Here is an 18,647-nt window from a genome sequence, read left to right as displayed (position 1 = left end):
GCGACCGGTCCGGATCGAAGTAGCGTGTCGCGAGAGTTGGTCGCGTAATTCGGCGATGGACATGGGGGGTTCCCTTTCGTCGTTCTCCGCAAGACCTCGATTTCAGGAGGCACGTGACGTGCCTCATACGAAGCTCTCTGCAACTAAAGACGATCACCCCACCTGTGTGATCGGCGGATCGAACGAAAATCCTCGCAATTACTTGGCCGATCGAACGTATCGCTCAGATGCACTCGGTTTCGATCCGCCGGCGTTCCCCATGAGAGCGGGAGGTCGGTGGTGGTCTCATCGCGGATGCGCCGGCGGCGGCGAGTACCAGGAGCGCGAGAACGACGATCATGGCGCCGCGGAGCGTGAAGTGCTCACCGAGAAAACCCAGCAAGGGTGGACCGATGAGAAGTGCGGAGGTTCCGGCGGTGGCCACCGCGCTCACGGCCACGGACCGATCCCCGGGGCCGTCACCGGCCGCGGAGATCGCCAGCGGAAATCCGAGGGCGGTGCCGAGCCCCCACAGTACGACGGCGATACCGGCGGGTGCCGCGCCGGGGGAGAAGATGACGACGGCGAGGCCGCTTGCACCCAGAAGTGCGCTGATCCGAACGACGGTTGAGCGGTCGAATCGTGTCAGGACGATCGGTCCCGAGAAGCGTCCCGCTGCCATCGACGCTGCGAACACGGCGTAGACCACCGAGCCGGCAACCGGGCCGACGCCGTGTCCGTCCACCATCAACAGCGGCAGCCAGTCGGTGGCGGCACCCTCGGCGAGTGCCATCGCCAGCACTGTCAGGCAGAGCACGATGATGCGGCCCTCGCGCAGCGGATTCACCTCGGTGGGGGTCCGGCCCCGACGTCGCGCACGTCGATGCCGGGAGATGCCATAGCCGAGGGGAAGGGCACGCACGGCCACGACGGCCGGTGCGCAGACGAGTGCAACGACGAGCAGGTGCACGGTGACGGAGTAGTTCAGCACGCCGAGGATGATGCCGATGACGGCTCCGATCGCCGCTCCGAGACTGAAGCAGCCGTGCAGTGTCGGCAGCACCGGTCTGCCGAGGATGCGTTCTATCTCCGCGCCATCGATGTTGAGTGCAATTTCGTTCGCTCCCATGCCCAGACCGAAGAGCGCGAGACCGGCGAACACGACTGAGGACGTGCCGATGGCGGCCGCGGCTCCGATCGTCGCGACGCCGGCGATCATCGTGATCGTGCCCATCAAGGTGACCGAGCGAGTTCCCCATCGGCGTACCAGCATGCCGGAACAGAAGATTCCGGTCATCGATCCGATCGACATGCCCACCAAGACGACGCCCATCTCGGCGGTGGAGGCGCCGAGACGATCGCGAATCGCGGGAGTACGGGTGACCCAGGACGCCAACACGACGCCGGGCAGACAGTAGAGCAGGAAGAGCGCACGGCGTCGCTGATACGTAACGGTATCCACGGGTTCGCTACTGCTGACCCGTCGAGATCATGACGTGTTTGGTGCGGGAGAAGTCCTCGAGGGCGAAGATCGACATTTCACGTCCGTGTCCGGAGGCTCCGAATCCGCCCCAGGGCATTTCGTTGGCCAGGACCAGGTGGCCGTTCACCCATACCGTCCCGAAGTCCAGGGCGCTGGAAACACGCAGTGCGCGACCGACGTTCTCGGTCCACACGGAGGCGGCGAGCCCGTACGCCGCGTCGTTGGAGCGGCTGATGGCGTCGGCCTCGTCGGCGAAGGTCTGGACGGTCACGACGGGGCCGAAGATCTCCTCCGTGGCGATCTCACTGCCGTCCGGGACTTCGGTGACGATCGTCGGCGGATAGAAGTACCCCGGCCCGTCGGGGGTGTGACCGCCGAGGGCAATGGTGGCACCGTCCCGCCGGGCACGGTCGATCATGCCGGCGACAGCGTCGCGTTGCCTGCCGCTGACCAGGGGACCCATCTCCACCTCCTCGCCGTCGCCCGCGGACCCCACGCGGATCGTCGACACGGCGGTGACCAGGCGCTCGACGAGTTCGTCCCGGATGGATTCGGCACAGAGGATGCGGGTGGCCGCGCCGCATTCCTGTCCGGAATTCCAGAATCCGGCCATCCGCACTCCGTCGGTGACCTTGGTGAGATCGGCGTCGTCGAAGACGACCACCGGTGCCTTTCCACCCAGCTCCAGGTGGGTCGGTTTGAGGGTGTCCGCAGACTGGGAGATCACGGCCTTGCCGCTCGCGACGCTGCCGGTCAACGAGATCAGATCGATGTCCGAGTGCTGGGACAGGGCTGAGCCGACCTCGCTGCCGGTGCCCAGGACGATGTTGAGCACGCCCGCGGGAACGATGTCGGAGATCAGGTCCATGAACAACAGCGTGGTCAACGGGGTGAGTTCCGACGGCTTGAGCACCATCGTGTTTCCCATGGCGAGAGCGGGCGCGATCTTCCAGGACGCGGTCAGCAACGGATAGTTCCACGGGGTGACCGCACCGACCACACCCACCGGTTCGCGGCGGATCAGCGACAGGTACCCCTTGGTGTATTCCTCGGACGCGGGCGACTGCAGTGCGCGTGCAGCCCCGGCGAGGAACCGGAATGCTTCTGCCACACCCGGGATTTCGTCCCGAGAGACGGCGAGAGGTTTGCCGGCATTGAGCGATTCCAAGGCGGCGAGACGCTCGACGTTCGCGTCTACGACGTCCGCGATCGCGGTCAGTACCTTGGCCCGGTCACCGTAGGGCGTGGCCCGCCACGCCGGCAGCGCAGCGCGGGCGGCGGCGACCGCACGGTCGACGTCGGAGGCGGTACCGCTCGGGATGGCGGCGATGACCTCCTCGGTGGCCGGGTCGACCACGTCGAGGGTGCTCGATTCACCGAGGGGCTCGACACGACCGTTGATCACGTGGCCGAGTGTCCGCCGCTCGAGGTCTTCGCGCGTTCGGAGGAGGAGTTTGGCGCTGTCGGTGGGATTGCTCATCGTTCACTTCCTTGACTCTGAGGTCTGGTCGGGTGCCCGTGCGGCGAAGCTGACGCTCCTGAAGAGTGTCCATATAGTGAGATGCACGCACGGTGCCTGGTCTCATCCTGCCGGATAGAGCCAGGTGAAAGCAATAGCCTATGACGGCACACAAAAATGACGATATAAATAATAAGAGTGAATTCTGTATTGACTAGGCAGTTGGAGGTGGCCTACCGTCGAATCCACACGAGGAGGTAAGTACGTGAATTCTCTGAGCGACGACGTCGCCGATGTCGTCATCGTCGGTGGCGGTCCGTCGGGCGCGGTCACCGCCCACACACTCGCCCGACGCGGTTTCAAGGTGGTATGCCTCGAGCAGGGCGATTGGGTCAGTCCCGCGGACTACCCGGGAAACAAGCCCGAGTTCGAGCTGTTGCTGCAGAAGCAGTGGAGCTGGAATCCGAACACACGGGGCAGGCCGGCCGACTACCCGATGAATCTCGACGACACCGACGTCGTCCCCATCATGTTCGCCGGGGTGGGCGGATCGAGCTTGCTGTACGGCGCCATGTGGATGCGCCTGCTACCGTCCGACTTTCGCGTCAAGACGCTCGACGGAATCTGTGACGACTGGCCGATCGACTACTGGGACCTCGAGCCGTACTACAACCGGGTCGACAAGTTCCTCGGCGTCGCCGGGCTCGGCGGGGATCCCGCCTTCCCGGATCAGGACTTCGACATGCCCCCGCACCCGATGGGCAAGGGCGGCGTCGTCGCCGCGCGCGGGATGAACAAACTCGGCTGGCACTGGTGGCCCGGCACCAATGCCATCCCCACCTTCAATCACAAGCATCTGGTGCAGTGTGTGCGGTGGGGCGTGTGCGAGACCGGATGTCCCGCAGGCGCGAAGGCGTCGTTCGACATCGGCTACTGGCCTCACGCCATCGACGCCGGCGCGAAACTGGTCACCGGCGCCCGCGTTCACCAGGTCGCGGTCGATTCCGAGGGCCGGGCCAACGCGGTGGTCTGGATCGACCGGGAGGGACGCGAACATCGCCAGCGCACCAACGCGGTCGTGATGGCCGCCAACGGTATCGGCACCTCACGCCTGCTGTTGCTGTCGGCGTCGGATCGGCACCCCGACGGCCTCGCCAACTCGTCCGGATTGGTGGGCAAGAACCTGATGCTGCATCCGAACAACGCCGCCATCGGACTGTACGACGAGGACGTCGAGTCGTGGAAGGGTCCCGCCGGTCAGCTGCTCTACTCGCTCGAGTTCTACGAGACCGACCTCGCACGGGGGTTCTACCGAGGATCGAAGGCCAACCTGATGCCCCTGCCGGGTGTCCAGCACATCCTGGAGATGTTCGACGACCAGCCCTTCGACCAGCGCTGGGGTGACGCCGTCCATAACCTCGACAAGTTCGCCGGGCATGCCCTCAACTGGGCCGGCAACATCGAGGATCTGCCCGAGGAACGGAACCGGGTCACTCTCGATTCGGTGCTCACCGACAGCGACGGACTGCCCGCACCCAAGATCGATTACCGCATCAGCGAGAACACGCAGAAGAACCTCGACTTCTCCCTGGCCCGGCAGCGGGAGATGCACGAAGCGGCCGGGGCGGCGCACATCTTCACGCGCGACCTCTGGCGGGAGGCGCCGGGTCACATCCTCGGTACCGCTCGGATGGGTAACGACCCGGCCACCTCGGTGGTCGACGGGTTCGGACGCAGTCACGACGTGCCCAATCTGTTCATCGTCGACGGTAGTGTCATGGTCACCAGTGGCGCGATGAATCCGACCGCCACGATCGCGGCGCTGGCATTGCGGACCGCCGAGCACATCGCCGACACCGCCCAGGCGCAGGAGGTGCCGGCGTGAGCACGCTGGAACTGCACGCAGACGACGTCGAACGGTGCACCCGGCTGGCCGAGGTTCTGATACCCGGCACCGAGAGCATGCCGAGCGTGCGCAGTCTGCCCTCTTTCGAGGGACTGCTCCGCACCGCGGTGAGGGCATGTGGATACGAGGACAAGTCGATTCAGCGCGCCATCGAATCGCTGCCGTCCGACATTCGCTGGGACAGCGTCGAGAAGCACGCGAGCGAGAGCCCGGAGGAATTTCATCTCTGTGCCGTGCTCGTCAGTGCCGCGTATTACATGGCGCCGCAAGTGCTGGCCGGTCTGTCGTACCCGGTCAACCGCCGCCACCCCGCGAAGGCCGACGAGTTCGCGGAGGAATTCGGCACCGGGATCCTCGATCCCGTCATGGAACGCGAGAAGCTATTTCGTGACCCCCGCGCGCACTGACACACCACATTTTCGAAGGACACATCATGACGGACGACACGCACCGGTTGCGCAGCGTGAACTGGACAGAGATGACGGGGATCAACGGGTTCCTGCAACGCGCGGCACTCAAATCGCAGGGTCTGCGTGAGCAGGACTACGCCAAACCCATCATCGGAATCTGCAACAACACCAGCGATTACAACCGCTGCCACACTCATTTCGACGGCATGATCACCGCGGTGAAGGAGGCGATCCTGCAGGCGGGCGGGCTGCCCCGCGTCTTCAACACGATGACCATGGGCGCCGACACCGCCCGGCCGATCGGGGTGTCCTTCATGCACCGCAATCTGCTGGCCATGGAGATCGAGCAGACGGCCACCACCTACGCGATGGACGGACTGGTGCTCCTCGGGGCGTGCGACGAGACGATCCCCGCGATGCTGATGGCCGCGGGCTCCCTGGATCTGCCCGCCATCATCCTGCCCGGTGGTCCCTCGTTCAGCGGCTTCTGGCGCGGCCGCGATGTCGGATCCGGGTCGGACATGCACAAGGCGTTCGATGCGCTCGATCGCGGCGAGATCGACGAATGCGCCCTCAACTGCCTCGAGTCGTCCCTCGAACGGACCCCCGGTCACTGCAGCACCATGGGCACCGCCGCGACGATGACCACCATCGCCGAAGCCCTCGGCATGGCGCCGGCCGGCAGTTCCGCGATTCCCGCCGTGGATTCGCGACGGCTGGCGATGTGCCGCGACGTCGGCGAGCACATCATGCGGTTGGTGGCCGACGACGTCCGCCCTTCGCAGATCATGACCGCCGACGCCTTCGACAATGCCATCCGGGCACTCGCGACCGTCGACGGCTCCAGCAATGCGGTGATTCACCTGCTCGCAATCGCGGGCCGCCTCGACGTCGATCTGCGCCTCGAGCGGTTCGACGAAATCTCCGCCGACACGCCGGTACTGCTGAACCTGAAGCCCTCCGGCGAGTTCTACATGAACGACTTCTTCAACGCAGGCGGCGTGCCCGCCCTGCTCGACGCGCTCGGCCCCCTCATTCACCGCGACGTCCTCACCGTCACCGGTGACAAGCTGGGCGAAGCGATCAGGGATGCGGAGATCACCGACTCCCGCGTCATCGGAACACTGGACAATCCGGTGGCCGCGCCGCGCGGATTCGCGGTGGTTCGCGGGAACATCGCCCCCGACGGGGCCATCGTCCGCACCGGCGTCGCCACCCCCGAACTCCTGGTGCACCGCGGCCGCGCGGTGGTGTTCGAGAGCAACGAAGAACTGCAGGAGAAGCTGTACCACCCCGATTTCGACATCCGTGCCGACGACGTCATCGTCCTGCGCGGCCAGGGCCCGCGAGGCGCGGTCGGCATGCCCGAGTACGGCCGCATCCCGGTCCCGGGCAAGCTGCTCCGGCAGGGAGTCACCGACATGGTGCGGATCTCCGACAACCGGATGGGCGGCACCGTCAAGGCGACCGCTGTCCTGCACGTCGCCCCCGAATCCGCGGTGGGCGGCCCGTTGGGGCTCGTCCGCACCGGGGACATCATCAACCTCGACGTCCCCCGTCGGCGGGTCGACGTCGAGGTCTCCGACGCGGATCTCGACGCCCGCCGCGCCGCGTCGAGCGCCCCGGCCCCGAAGGTGCCCGAGCGCGGGTTCGCCCGTCTGTATGCGCAGACCGTTACTCAGACCGACACCGGATGCGATTTCGACTTTCTCTGTCGCGCCCGTCAGACCATCCACCAGCTCGATGAGGAGATCACCCAGTGAGCGCATCCACCTCGTGGCCGACGGGCCTGTTGCCCGCACTCGTCACCCCGCTGCACGACGACGAACTCGACGTTCCCGCGCTCGGGCAGCTGATCGAACGTCACGTCGGCGCCGGGGTGTCCGGACTCGTGATCGGCGGCGGCACCGGCGAATTCGGGGCCCTGTCGCTGGACGAGCGACGCGCCCTCGCGGAGGAAACGATCCGACTGGTCGCCGGCCGGGTACCGGTGGTCGTCCAGACCGGAGCCCTGGCCACCCGCGACACCATCGCGCTGAGCCGGCACGCCCAGCAGATCGGGGCCTTCGGACTGTTGGTCGCCTCCCCGTTCGGGGAACCGATCAATTGGGCCGAGCGCTTCCGGTTCTACGAACACGTCACCGCCGGTGTGGATCTGCCGATCATGATCTACAACACGCCCCCGGCCGGCATCCTCACCATCGAGCAGGTACGACAGCTCGCGGTACTGCCGAACGTCAGCGCCATCAAGGACAGCTCGGGCGATACGACCTTGCTCGGCGACCTGCTGCTGCCGTCGTCCGGCGGCCTCGACGTCTTCGTCGGGTCGGATTCCTTCCTGCCCTATGCGATCGCCGGCGGCGCGAACGGAGCCGTCTTCGGGGCCGCGAGCTTCATCCCCGACGTGGTCGTTCAGATGATCGACCGGCTCCGCACCGCACCGAACGACGAACGGACTCAGCAGTTGTGGCGCGAACTGCGTTCCTTCCTCCGCTTCATGGAGCAGTCGCCCAACTACGTGGCGCTGTGCAAAGCCGGATGTGGCCTCGAGGGTCTCGCGGTGGGTGACGTGCGCGCACCGTATCTGATGCCGTCCGAGAAGGAAGTCGGCGAGCTTGCCGAGCGGCTCACCGCGCTGCGGGCCGTGTTCGGAGCGGTCACCGCAGCTCCTTAGGTGCCGCTACGCTGCCCCGGCCTCACCGCGCCACACGAGTGAGGCCGGGGTGTGCTCCGCGGCGCCGAGCAGTGCCCGCCTCACTCACCCCCGGTACGAAGGACACGAATGAAGAACTCGACGACACCGCTGCCCGCACCGCCTTTCGTCACAGCGGGACCCTGGATCGTCCTGTCCGGCCAGGTCGGCGTCGATGCGGACTGGCAACCGGTCACCGGCGGCATACAGGACGAGATGCACGCCGCCTTCGCCAATGTGCGCACGCACTTGGCGGCCGCGGGCGCAACCATGTCCGACATCGTCAAGGTCACCTGCTACCTTGCCGATCTCAGCTTCTTCCCGGATTACAACCAGGTGTGGTCCGAGGTTTTCCGCACGCAGCCACCCGCCCGCACGACTTTCCAGGTCGGGCTGTATCCGCCGTTCCGGGTCGAACTGGACGTGACCGCATATCGCGAATCGCCCTCCACACCCGTGGAGGGCTGACACCCGGGGGCGCCTTGTGAGGAACGCGGGACTGCCTCCGTGTCAGGCAATCTCCGGCACCGGATTGGAGAGCGGCGCCGCGGCATTCGTCCGGGAGTGGTTGGTCATCACGGACCAGCCGAGGCAGTTGAGCGGTACCACCCGATCGCTCGGCGCCGTCTTCACCACGTCGCCGACGTTGTAGCCCGCCGAATTGGAGATCACGACGCGATTCTCGGCGTTGAGAAGCACGCAGGTTTCCTGGATCGCGGCGAGCCACGACGAAAACCGGTGTTCGAGATCGGCAACGAGGACGTCCACCGCCGCGACTCCCAGGAACCGATCGTGATAGACGATCGGTGCGGAGATGGTGATCGCGTAATCGTTCACCCCGCCGTAGTCCACATAGGGTCCGGCGGCCCACTCCTCCAGGTGCTCGCGGGGATGCGCCATGTATTCCCGCGCCTCGTAGTCGTAGAAGTTCTCGTCGTTGGGGTCCATCACGTGCGAGGTGTCTTCCACCAACTCCTGTCCGGAGGGCCGCCACCAGTTGATCCAGTACGGGTGCTCGGGCACGACACCGACGTCCGCGTTGATTCCGAGTCCCTGGATGTAGGACGGCACGTCTTCGAACAACACCATGATCGACAACGAGATCCGAGCGCGGATCTTTCGTTCGTCCGTGCCCTCGCCGAGGATGGGCGCGGCGGTCGTCGCCAATGTGCGGAGTTGGTCGACGAGCCCTTCCGTGAAGTGACCGATCTCCGTGGCCAGGGATTGTGCATCCTTCGCCCCGGATTCGGCTGGGCTGGCCGACTGCCGGGCGGCAATGATGTCCAGGCGCAGACGTGCCAGTTCCTCGACGAGGTTGATCGAGTGCCGCGCCGCGGATGCGCTTGCCCGTTCGGCGTTCTGTGCGCGCACCTCTTCGACGATCGCGCGTAGCTCGTCGGCATTGAGCTGTCGTTTCTCGTCGGTGTCGAGTACGAGGCCGAACAGCCAGTCGAGCTCTTCGTGCATGACGAATTCGGCCTTGTTCAGGCGCATCGACTGCCCGGCGGCCGCGAGTACGAGATGAAATCGTCCGTGCGCCCGGCGGGCCTGCTCGGCGGTGTGCGCTGCGGCGACCTGATCGGCGTAGCCGGCGAGCCGGGCGACGTCGGCTGCCGACGCTCGGCGTGCAGCGAAGCCGGCCGATTGTGTCACCAGCATCTGACGCCAGTCTCCCAGATCGCGCAGCTCGGTGAACGACATGCGGGTGAGCTCGTCGCGTGCGAGCGAGGCGATTTCCTTCGGATGCTTGACGAAACTGCCGCCGTATTTGCCGGCGCGGGTCTCGATCAGGTCTTCGGTGCGCAGCACGCCGAGTGCTTCTCGCAACGTGGAGGACGAGATCCCGAAGCGCTTCGCCAGTTCCGCTTCCTTCGGAAGTTTCTGCCCGTCCTTGAGCAGGCCGAGTCCGATGGCCGCACGAATTCTCCGTACAACCGTATCGGACAGGTCCGATGACGGCATGTTGCCGAAAAGCATGTCCGCAACGGCGAATGGCACTTAATCCCCCTGAGTCGATTGGGCGTCGAGAAACATGGTTGCATGCATGAAGATCGGCCACCTCTGTCCACTCGACACAACGAACACGACGACAGAGCGCGAAGTCCGATCCTCAGTACTCGATGGGTTGATCCGAGATCAAGACAGTGACGTCGTGGAAGTCTTCCGAATGCTCAAATGTCACCTCCATGCCTTCCTTCAGGTAGCAGCAATCGCCGACGCCGAGGTCGAAGGGGTCCTCTCCCTCCACCGTGATCCTCGTGCTCCCCGCGACCACGTAGATGAACTCGTCGAAGGGCATCTTCATGGTGTGCCTGCCCGACTCGCGGAAGCTGCCCGCCAGCCGGCGTCCGTCTTCCGACTTGTAGAGGATCGCCTCGTGCCCGCCCAGTTCGGGCAGCGGAGTCCAGTCGGTGGTGTGCACGTTGAAGCGGGGGACTGTGACGTTCTCGGACAAGAGCGCTCTCCTCGGATGAGTCGACTCGTCGGGGCGAACCCAACGGAGTCAAATTTAAATATTTACAACAGCGTATGAGCGACGAATCGGTGCGTCAACCCCCGTCGAAGTCGCTGACCGCGGCCGCTACCTGTGGACACGTGAGTGGCGGGCGTGCTCGTCCGAGTTGGCGCCGCGGATTGTGCGCCCACGATCATAAAATTCGAGATTTAAATAATAAAGTTTGATCCAGTTGTTGACGCGGAGTCGGAAGGGGCCTAGCGTCATCCGCAGGACGAGTCGCAGATCACACTCGAGGAGGCAACCCGGAGGCCACGCCACCGGCGTCACCGCCCTACTCACCGAGGCCCAGCGCGCCTCGCGCATGGTCGCGGCGACAGTTCGCAGCAACCGATGACCAACCCTCGCAAACGCGGGACACCCCGCCTCCCACCACTGCCATCCACTCTGGAGTGTGTCGACAGATGAATGAAATATCCACCGCCGCGAAGGGAGCCGATCCCGTGCCGGCCACCGGGTCGGACCAGCCCGATCGCCTACCTCGCACGCTGAACGCCGTCACCCTCGGCTTCATCTTCGTCGCGTTCAACGCGCCGCTCGCAGTGCTGGCCGGGTGGCTGCAACCCGTCATCGCCTTCGGCAACGGCATCGGTGCGCCGGTTGCCTTCCTCGCAGCGGGCGGTCTCTTCCTGCTATTCCAGGTCGGCACACTGACCATGAGCCGCCACATGAAGAGTCCGGGCGCGTTCTACTGTTACGTCGCCGAAGGCATCGGAAAACCGGCAGCCCTGGCAGGCTCGTTGCTCGCCACCTTCGCGTACCTGTCGTTGGCTGTCGCCGGCTACGTCTACTTCGGCCTGATCAGCCAGAATCTCGCCCAGCAACTGATCGGTACGACGCTGCTGCCGTGGCAGGTGTGGGGACTCGTCGGCTTCGCGATCGTCACGCTGCTCAACCTGCTCCGCGTCGACCTGTCCGCAAAAGCGGTGGCCGTCGGCGTCGTACTCGAGATCATCATCGTCGCGGCCTATCAGGCGCTCGTGATGATCAAGGGCGGCCCGGAAGGATACTCACCGCAATCTTTTGCGCCGTCGGAGTTCCTATCCGGAAGTCCGGGCCTGGCCGTGCTGTTCGCATTGACCACGATGATCGGTCTCGAGTCGATGGCAGTCTTCCGCGAAGAGGCTCGCAATCCGGAGACGACCGTGCCCCGCGCCGCCTACGGCGCCATCACCTTCACGACGCTCTTCTTCGCCCTGGCCGCTTGGGCCTACATCATCGCGGTCGGTCCGTCCCAGGTCGTCGAGGACGCCCGTACCGCACCCGTCGACTCGTTTTTCGGCACCGTCGAAACGTACATGGGTGGGTTCGTCCCGACCCTGGTGTCCGTCCTGCTGGTCACCAGCCAACTCGCGGCGGCGAACTCCGTTCAGGGCGCGTCCGTGCGATACATGTACACCCTCGGCCACGACCGCGTTCTCCCGGCGGCGCTGGGACGCGTTCACCCGAAGCTCGGATCCCCGTACGTCGCAACCCTGACCAGTATCGGTGTCTGCCTCGCCGTCTACCTCACGACCATCGCGTCGACGAGGGACGCCGTCCTCATCTACGGCGCCGCCGGAGGCTTCGGCACAATCTGCATGCTGCCACTGCTCCTGGGCACCTGCGCTGCCGTGATCCTCTTCTTCAGGAAGAATCCCGGCCATCGCGAGAACGTATGGCGCACATGGCTGGCACCGGTTCTCGCCTTCGTCGGTCTCGGCGCGGTTCTCTACTTCGCCCTGACAAATCTCGACCTGATGCTCGGCAGTTCGATCATCGGAACCGTGTGCGCGGTAGCCCTGATCGTCATCATCACAGTCGGTATCACCCTCGGGTACTGGTTCAAGAAGCAGCGACCGGATGTGTATCGACGCATCGGACGGCAAGTCGACTGACACCTGCAGCCCGTCCTGGGCCGACGCCCGCGATCAGTTTTCAACGGTGTGGGCTCGAGGGGTTGCCACTTGGTCGCGGGGTTGGCGGAAAGCGCGTCCGGTACGTCGCCTGTGACGGTTACGGTCGGTTTCGGACAACCCGCCCCAAATTCCATAGGGTTCGGCGGCGGTGACGGCGTGGGTGCGGCATTCGGTGAGCACCGGGCAGTCCTGACAGATTTGTTTGGCGGCGCGTTCACGTCGGGCGCGGGCGTGTCCGCGTTCACCCTCGGGGGAGAAGAACATGTCGGTGTCGGTGCCGCGGCAGGATCCGCGGTCTTGCCAGTCCGATGCGGAGACCTGGGTCGGTGCGGTCGGTCGGGATGCAAACGTGTTCATCATCGTCTTTCCGGCGAGAGCAGTGAATGCGAAGCGCACCGGCCGCGATTTCGGAGTTGTTGTGCGACATGACCCCTCGACATATCGCACTTCGCTGGGTGCCGTGGAGGCATGCAGGCACGATCAGCGACGGGCGGGGGCACTTCGAGATTTCCGCGGCCGGTACACAACGAGGCCGCGGCGGGAGGCCGCCGGGTCGGTGCGCTGATGCCTGGGCTCGACATCGGTGACAAAGGCACCGGTCATGGGTGCCTCCACACCGTCGCCGAGGGGGACATGAGGTGGCGAGGTGCGATGTCGATCGTATCGAGACTCTGATTGAAGACTCAATGGATTCGACGAGGAGTAAGCGGCATCACACGTCGGGGCGTGCCGTCCGGACGGACCTCCGTCGGTCAGGCCAGTTGGGTGCGCAGGGTCGCGAGGGTGCGGGCGAGGATCCGCGAGATCTGCATCTGGGAGACACCGATGCGGGCGGCGATCTGGGTTTGGGTGAGGTTCTCGTAGAAGCGCAGCAGTAATACGGTGCGGTCGAGGTCCGGCAACTTCGCGATGATCGGTCGCAGCGACATCTGTACGTCGACCCGGTCGAGTGCAGGGTCGACGGCACCGACGGTGTCCGAGACCAGTGTGGAGTCGGTGCCATCGCCGATGGGGAAGTCGGTCGACAGCGTCTGATACGCGTCGGCGACCCGCAATCCCTCCGCCACCTCCTCGACGGTCAGCGACAATGCGTCCGCAAGTTCGCGGGCCGTCGGTGCGCGTCCGAGAGAGGTGCTCAGTTCGGTGGTGGTGGCGGTGAGTGCGAGGTGGCGTTCCTGCAGTCGGCGGGGAACGTGCAGCGTCCAGCCGGTGTCGCGGAAGTGGCGACGGATCTCGCCGGTGATGGTGAGCACCGCGAAAGCGACGAACATCGTGCCCTGCTGAATGTCGAAACGGTCGACAGCCTTGACGAGCGCGAGTCGGGCTACCTGCTCGAGGTCCTCACCGGCTTCGCCGCGGTTACGGAACTTGAGTGCGATGTGCGCTGCCAGCGGCAGGCACCGTTCGATGATGTTCGCACGCAACCGGATACGGTCGCGGTCGGTGTCGGGGAGCGTTGCCATCGCGGAGAACAGTTCGAGTACGTCCTCGTAATTGTCGCGGTTCCGCGATGCTTTCGGCCGACCCGCGCGCCACCGCAACGTCTCGGCGGTCACGGCGGTCACGGCGGTCTCGGTGGACGTGCGGTCGGGTGGCGAGGCGGTGAGCGTACTCATTCGTTCGGTCCCTTCGGCGGGCATTGGGCACTATTCGATGTGCTCGGTGGTTCGGTCATCGGTGTCGTCGTCGGCGAACATCGAAGCGAGATGGGCTTTGATCTCTTCGGTGCTCATCGATCCACCCGTTCGGGTTGGGGTGGCCGGGACAAGACGGGACGTCGACATAGATCGGTGGTTCCTTCGGTGAGAGGCGGTCGAGAGTCAGCGGTTCTCGGAGGTCGGGACGAACCCGGGGTCGTCCGGAATCGGCGCAATGCTGGGTGGTGTGGCTTCGGTGTGGGAGAGTTCCTCCGCCCGGTGTGCCAATTCGGGTGTGATGTCGGTGTCGGGAGTCGCCGCTGCGGCGTCCGCGAGTCGTGCCAGAGCATCCGGTGTCGGCCGCTCTGTGGCGGGGATGTGCGCGATCTGTTCGGCGGTGAGATCGCTGTCGAGCCTTCTCGCGGCCTTCGCGTTGAGCTCGGGATTTTCCCGGTGATCACGGCGCAGGACGGGGGTATCCCGTTCCGTGGCCGCGCCCTCGCTCCGATATTCGACGGTGACGTCGTGCGTCTCGTCGGGCGCATCCGGCCGAGCCGGGCGGGCCTCGCCGAGGAGGGCTTCGACGACGCCGTCGAGCAGGCCGAGACTTCGCTGGTACAGCCGTCGGGCCGGACCCTCTGGGGCCACGCGGGACAGGAGTTCGTCGTCGATCAGCGTCAGGGGGATGCGGACGATCCTGTATTGGATGCGCAGCACGACGATGGGCAGCGCGGTGACGATGTTCATGGGTGCTCCGAGGTTCGGATGAGGATCAGGACTGGTCGGTGTCGTTCCGAGCGCTTCGACGGCGGACGAACCGGGAGAGTGCGAGCATGCCCTGTGACGTGCGGGTAGGCCCGCCGGCGCGATGCTCGAGGTAGCTGCCGAGCCGCGACAGCACCGCCGCGACGAGGGGGAGAAGGAGAAGGACCAACGCAAGCCGACGGAACCGGCGGGCGAGGAGAAGCCACATGATGAAAGACCTTTCTCAGCATCAAGTTTCGATACCGGAGGGCAGAACGCGTCGGACGGCGACTGCCGCTCCCGCCGCCACGGCGGCACCGGCGACGGCAGTCGTCAACGACACCAGCACGGTCAGGACGATGACGAGGGCGGCGAGCACGGTGACGTCGAGGACGGTTCGCACGCCCGGCACATCGACCAGACATAACGGCGCCGTCGCCGCCGGGTCGTTACCCTGTGCCAGGTTCTGACGGAGCGCGGGTACGACGGACTCGGATGTCCGAGGACGGGCCGCGTGCGCGACCTCGGCTGCGAGGGTGCGGATTTCAGCCCCAGGCCAGGACGGCCGTGCGCGATTTCGCGACGGAGAGGGGACGGGTAGAACGAGGTTCAGTGGAGATCATGGATGACTCCTTCGGTTGGGCGCCCGATTCCGGATCGGATCACCGCAGACGTCGTCTCGAACGAGCTGACGTGTGGTGAGTGCGACCCTCTGCTGGAGCGAACCCATACACCGTAAGTATACGTAGCAGTGCCTACAGTGCAAGCTTTGGGTGTAAGTTTGGTTTCGACCGGTAGCGGCAGGCACATCGAGTTAGGGGCGACCACATGGGGCGCGCTGAGACGGCCGGGCCGGGTACGGAGACGGGTTCCACGGGACGCACCCGCCTGACCACCGAACGAGTACTGATCACCGCCCTGGACATCGTCGATGCCGAGGGAGTCGAGGCGCTGTCGATGCGCAGGCTGGCGCAGGCGCTCGACCGTGAGGCGATGACCCTCTACCGCTACGCCCGCAACAAGGCGGCGTTGCTCGACGGCGTCGTGGAACTGGTCCTGAGCGAGCTCGTCATCGATCCCGACGCCTCGGACTGGGCCACCGAATTGCGGGGGCTGGCTCACAACTACCGCAATCTCGCCCTCGCGCACCCGCACGTGGTCCCGCTGCTGGTGACCCGACCGCTGTCCACTCCGTTGGCCCTGCGGCCTGTAGGGACGCTGCGACCGCTGGAAGATTTCCTCGAACTCCTCGTCCGCACCGGATTCGCCCCGCGCGATGCGCTGCGCGCCTATCGGCTCTTCTTCGGATTCCTGCAAGGGCACATCCTCGACGAGTTGCAGGAACTGGTCGAGGACCCGGAGGAATCCGAAGACGTCCTCCGGCTCGGTCTGCACCGGTTGCCGCGCAAGCGATTCCCCCAATTGCGCGGTCTCGCTTCCGAGTTGGCGCACTACGACGGCGAGGCGCTTCTCGACGACGGTCTCGACCTCGTCCTCATTGGCCTCCAGTCCCGCTTCACGACGCCGCGGGCGACGAATCTGCCCTGACAGCATCGGCGCCGTACGGTGAGAGGCCGACGGGAATCGAGCCAATCCCCCCGGCTCGGTTTGTGAAGGGACTGTAAATACGAGCGTTGCGTTCACGGGTGCCACTTTTCTCATTCTGTGCCCTCGAGCAGCAAGGTTGGTAGCGATCTGGCCTGGACCGCGACTCTCGATGGCGGGGTGACCTCACACGCAGGCTTGACCGAAGCGGCCATATTCGGGAATATGGCCGTACAAATGTTGCGGAAAGTGTGAGGTGGATTCATGGGCAAGCTGAACGACGAAGAGTCGTACCTGGTCGAGACGGTGCGCGCGTTCATCGATCGTGACGTGAAGCCGACGGTGCAGGCGGTCGAGCACGCCAACGAGTACCCGGAGAAGTGGATCGAGCAGATGAAGCAGATCGGGATCTACGGTCTGGCGGTCCCGGAGGAGTACGGCGGATCGCCGGTGTCGATGCCCTGCTATGCGCGGGTGACGCAGGAGCTGGCCCGTGGGTGGATGAGCCTGGCCGGGGCGATGGGTGGGCACACGGTCGTGGCGAAGTTGCTGTCGCTGTACGGCACGGAGGAGCAGAAGCGGCAGTACCTGCCGAGGATGGCGACCGGTGAGATCCGGGCGACGATGGCGTTGACCGAGCCCGGTGGCGGTTCGGATCTGCAGGCCATGTCGACGACCGCGAAGGCGGATGGTGACGATCTGGTGATCTCCGGGGCGAAGACGTGGATTTCCAACGCGCGCCGGTCCGGGTTGATCGCGTTGCTGTGCAAGACCGACCCGCAGGCGACCCCGAAGCATCGGGGGATCTCCATTGTGCTGGTCGAGCACGGTCCCGGTCTGACGGTGTCGCGGGATCTGCCCAAGCTCGGTTACAAGGGTGTGGAGACGTGTGAGCTGTCGTTCGATGGGTACCGGATCCCGGCGACGGCGATCCTCGGCGGCGCGCCGGGGAAGGGTTTCGGTCAGATGATGAAGGGGCTGGAGACCGGACGGATTCAGGTGGCGTGCCGGGCGTTGGGTGTGGCGACGGCGGCGCTCGAGGATTCGCTCGCCTATGCGCAGCAGCGGGAGAGTTTCGGTCAGCCGATCTGGAAGCATCAGTCGATCGGCAACTATCTGGCGGACATGGCGACGAAGCTGACGGCGGCCCGGCAGCTGACCTGGCATGCGGCCGAGCAGTACGACAGCGGCGACCGGTGTGACATGGAGGCGGGGATGGCGAAGCTGTATGCGTCGGAGGTGGCGATGGACATCGCCCTCGATGCTGTTCGGATTCACGGTGGTTACGGTTATTCGACCGAGTACGACGTGGAGCGGTATTTCCGGGATGCGCCGCTGATGATCGTCGGTGAGGGCACCAACGAGATCCAGCGGAACGTCATCGTTTCGCAGCTGGTGTCGCGAGGCGGGCTTTGATTCGCGCCGGCTATTTGTCGAGCATCCAGTGCGCGGACGGCCAATCGCCGCGGTCGACGGCTTCTCGCATCTGGTGAACGAGCAGATCGGCGACCGCGTGTACCGCGGGCGGAATCTTCGGGGTGCTCGGTAGGGCGAGCGCGACGGTGCGCTCGACTGCCGGAGAATGCAAGGGTGCTGCGCTGAGCAGGCCGGCGCCTACATCATCTGCAACGGCGATGCCCGGCAGAATCGTCCAGCCGTGACCAGCTCGGACGAGTCTCTTCTGGACGCCCACCTCGTTGGTTTCGACGACGATGTTCAGACCGATGTCGAGTCTCGTGCAGGCCGCTGCGACGAGTGTCCGAATTCCGTGGGGCGCACTGGGCATCACGACCGGATGGGAGGCCACTTCGTTGAGAGTGACCGGTCGTCCGATGTCCAGCCCGCTGTCGGGTGGTGCCACTGCCCACAGCTTCTCGGCGAGGAGGGGTCGTACATTGAGCGTGGACGCGGATTTCACGTTGTAGAGCAGACCCAGATCGATGTCGCCGGCATCGAGCCACTGCCGCACGTGCCCGGCGTAGCCGGAGACGATGCGCAATCGGACCGCCGGGTGTTCCTGCAACACGGTCGTGACGAGTTGCTCGGCGAGAAGTTCGGCCGTGGAGGCAAGTAGTCCGACAGTCACGATGCCTTGCAGTACTCCCGGATTGGGGCGAATCTCGGCCCGCGCACGCTCGAGTTCGGACAACACTCTGCGAGCGCGTTCGAGCATGAGCCGACCGGACTCGGTCAATTCCATTCCCGCACGGCTACGCTCGAACAGTGGAACGCCCAGTTCCTGTTCGAGCGTGTGTATTTGGCGCGTCACCGCAGGCTGAACCAGGTGGAGGAGTTCGGCGGCGCGGGTCACGCTCCCGGCATCCGCCACGGCGACCAGTGCGGTCAACTGCTTGACGTCCACCGACGGCCTACCTTCCC

Annotated in this window: 18 protein-coding genes; 8 read left to right on the top strand and 10 right to left on the bottom strand. The window is 65.3% G+C overall.

All coding sequences use genetic code 11. The features are described from left to right. Positions 1 to 223: 223 nt before the first annotated feature. Both ACFTWF_RS22330 and ACFTWF_RS22325 read right to left on the bottom strand, forming a co-directional pair. The gene (locus tag ACFTWF_RS22330; protein ID WP_378463358.1) at positions 224 to 1,441 is read right to left on the bottom strand and encodes an MFS transporter; all 1,218 of its coding nucleotides are present in this window, start codon (positions 1,439 to 1,441) and stop codon (positions 224 to 226) included. Between the two features lie 7 nt (positions 1,442 to 1,448). Further along, the gene (locus ACFTWF_RS22325; protein WP_378463357.1) at positions 1,449 to 2,942 is read right to left on the bottom strand and encodes an aminobutyraldehyde dehydrogenase; all 1,494 of its coding nucleotides are present in this window, start codon (positions 2,940 to 2,942) and stop codon (positions 1,449 to 1,451) included. Between the two features lie 244 nt (positions 2,943 to 3,186). Here ACFTWF_RS22325 and ACFTWF_RS22320 point away from each other — a divergent pair, with 244 nt between their 5' ends. From ACFTWF_RS22320 to ACFTWF_RS22300, 5 genes are all read left to right on the top strand, one after another. Then, positions 3,187 to 4,806, top strand: coding sequence for a GMC family oxidoreductase (locus tag ACFTWF_RS22320; protein WP_378463356.1), 1,620 nt, complete (start codon positions 3,187 to 3,189; stop codon positions 4,804 to 4,806). Then, complete coding sequence (locus ACFTWF_RS22315) at positions 4,803 to 5,234, top strand: hypothetical protein (RefSeq protein ID WP_378463355.1); 432 nt, start codon at positions 4,803 to 4,805, stop codon at positions 5,232 to 5,234. Before ACFTWF_RS22320 ends, ACFTWF_RS22315 begins: the two co-directional genes overlap by 4 nt. 26 nt (positions 5,235 to 5,260) lie before the next feature. Continuing rightward, entirely contained in the window at positions 5,261 to 7,000 is a 1,740-nt protein-coding gene (locus ACFTWF_RS22310) for a dihydroxy-acid dehydratase (RefSeq protein WP_378463354.1), read from the top strand. Next, positions 6,997 to 7,911, top strand: a complete 915-nt coding sequence (locus ACFTWF_RS22305; RefSeq protein ID WP_378463353.1) for a dihydrodipicolinate synthase family protein — start codon at positions 6,997 to 6,999, stop codon at positions 7,909 to 7,911. Before ACFTWF_RS22310 ends, ACFTWF_RS22305 begins: the two co-directional genes overlap by 4 nt. Before the next feature lie 108 nt (positions 7,912 to 8,019). Then, the gene (locus ACFTWF_RS22300; RefSeq protein WP_378463352.1) at positions 8,020 to 8,397 is read left to right on the top strand and encodes a RidA family protein; all 378 of its coding nucleotides are present in this window, start codon (positions 8,020 to 8,022) and stop codon (positions 8,395 to 8,397) included. A 42-nt stretch (positions 8,398 to 8,439) separates the two neighbouring features. Here ACFTWF_RS22300 and ACFTWF_RS22295 read toward each other — a convergent pair whose 3' ends face one another. Continuing rightward, positions 8,440 to 9,927, bottom strand: a complete 1,488-nt coding sequence (locus ACFTWF_RS22295) for a GntR family transcriptional regulator (protein ID WP_378463351.1) — start codon at positions 9,925 to 9,927, stop codon at positions 8,440 to 8,442. 112 nt (positions 9,928 to 10,039) lie between these two features. After that, positions 10,040 to 10,384, bottom strand: coding sequence for a cupin domain-containing protein (locus ACFTWF_RS22290; RefSeq protein ID WP_378463350.1), 345 nt, complete (start codon positions 10,382 to 10,384; stop codon positions 10,040 to 10,042). Between the two features lie 464 nt (positions 10,385 to 10,848). Between ACFTWF_RS22290 and ACFTWF_RS22285 the strand changes: the two genes are divergently transcribed. Beyond that, positions 10,849 to 12,321 carry an APC family permease gene (locus ACFTWF_RS22285; RefSeq protein ID WP_378463349.1) on the top strand — a complete coding sequence of 491 codons (1,473 nt, stop codon included), beginning with the start codon at positions 10,849 to 10,851 and terminating at the stop codon, positions 12,319 to 12,321. Between the two features lie 33 nt (positions 12,322 to 12,354). On the opposite strand, the gene ACFTWF_RS22280 is transcribed toward ACFTWF_RS22285, so the two are convergent. The 5 genes from ACFTWF_RS22280 to ACFTWF_RS22260 all read right to left on the bottom strand — a co-directional run bounded on the left by ACFTWF_RS22280 (position 12,355) and on the right by ACFTWF_RS22260 (position 15,126). Next, positions 12,355 to 12,699 (bottom strand): WhiB family transcriptional regulator, encoded by a 345-nt coding sequence (locus tag ACFTWF_RS22280; protein ID WP_378463377.1) that lies wholly within the window; start codon positions 12,697 to 12,699, stop codon positions 12,355 to 12,357. A gap of 395 nt (positions 12,700 to 13,094) precedes the next feature. Beyond that, a complete protein-coding gene (locus ACFTWF_RS22275) occupies positions 13,095 to 13,805 on the bottom strand; it encodes a SigB/SigF/SigG family RNA polymerase sigma factor (RefSeq protein ID WP_378463376.1) in 711 nt (236 codons plus the stop codon). Positions 13,806 to 14,162: 357 nt separating this feature from the next. After that, on the bottom strand, positions 14,163 to 14,726 hold the full coding sequence (locus ACFTWF_RS22270) for a hypothetical protein (protein ID WP_378463348.1): 564 nt from the start codon (positions 14,724 to 14,726) through the stop codon (positions 14,163 to 14,165). Between the two features lie 25 nt (positions 14,727 to 14,751). Continuing rightward, positions 14,752 to 14,952, bottom strand: a complete 201-nt coding sequence (locus ACFTWF_RS22265) for a hypothetical protein (protein WP_378463347.1) — start codon at positions 14,950 to 14,952, stop codon at positions 14,752 to 14,754. Between the two features lie 21 nt (positions 14,953 to 14,973). Beyond that, positions 14,974 to 15,126: a hypothetical protein gene (locus tag ACFTWF_RS22260; RefSeq protein WP_378463346.1), complete on the bottom strand. Its 153-nt coding sequence runs from the start codon at positions 15,124 to 15,126 to the stop codon at positions 14,974 to 14,976. A 425-nt stretch (positions 15,127 to 15,551) separates the two neighbouring features. On the opposite strand from ACFTWF_RS22260, the gene ACFTWF_RS22255 reads away from it, so the two are divergent. Further along, on the top strand, positions 15,552 to 16,271 hold the full coding sequence (locus ACFTWF_RS22255; RefSeq protein WP_378463345.1) for a TetR/AcrR family transcriptional regulator: 720 nt from the start codon (positions 15,552 to 15,554) through the stop codon (positions 16,269 to 16,271). Between the two features lie 261 nt (positions 16,272 to 16,532). Then, positions 16,533 to 17,684, top strand: a complete 1,152-nt coding sequence (locus ACFTWF_RS22250) for an acyl-CoA dehydrogenase family protein (RefSeq protein ID WP_378463344.1) — start codon at positions 16,533 to 16,535, stop codon at positions 17,682 to 17,684. A 10-nt stretch (positions 17,685 to 17,694) separates the two neighbouring features. Here ACFTWF_RS22250 and ACFTWF_RS22245 read toward each other — a convergent pair whose 3' ends face one another. Further along, on the bottom strand, positions 17,695 to 18,630 hold the full coding sequence (locus tag ACFTWF_RS22245; protein WP_378463343.1) for a LysR substrate-binding domain-containing protein: 936 nt from the start codon (positions 18,628 to 18,630) through the stop codon (positions 17,695 to 17,697). Between the last annotated feature and the right edge of the window lie 17 nt (positions 18,631 to 18,647).

It is taken from the genome of Rhodococcus sp. NPDC056960 (genome assembly GCF_042674125.1).
Taxonomy (GTDB): Bacteria; Actinomycetota; Actinomycetes; order Mycobacteriales; family Mycobacteriaceae; genus Rhodococcus_F.
Note: the sequence above shows the minus strand (reverse complement) of the source record. Positions and strands in the feature narration are given on the sequence as shown.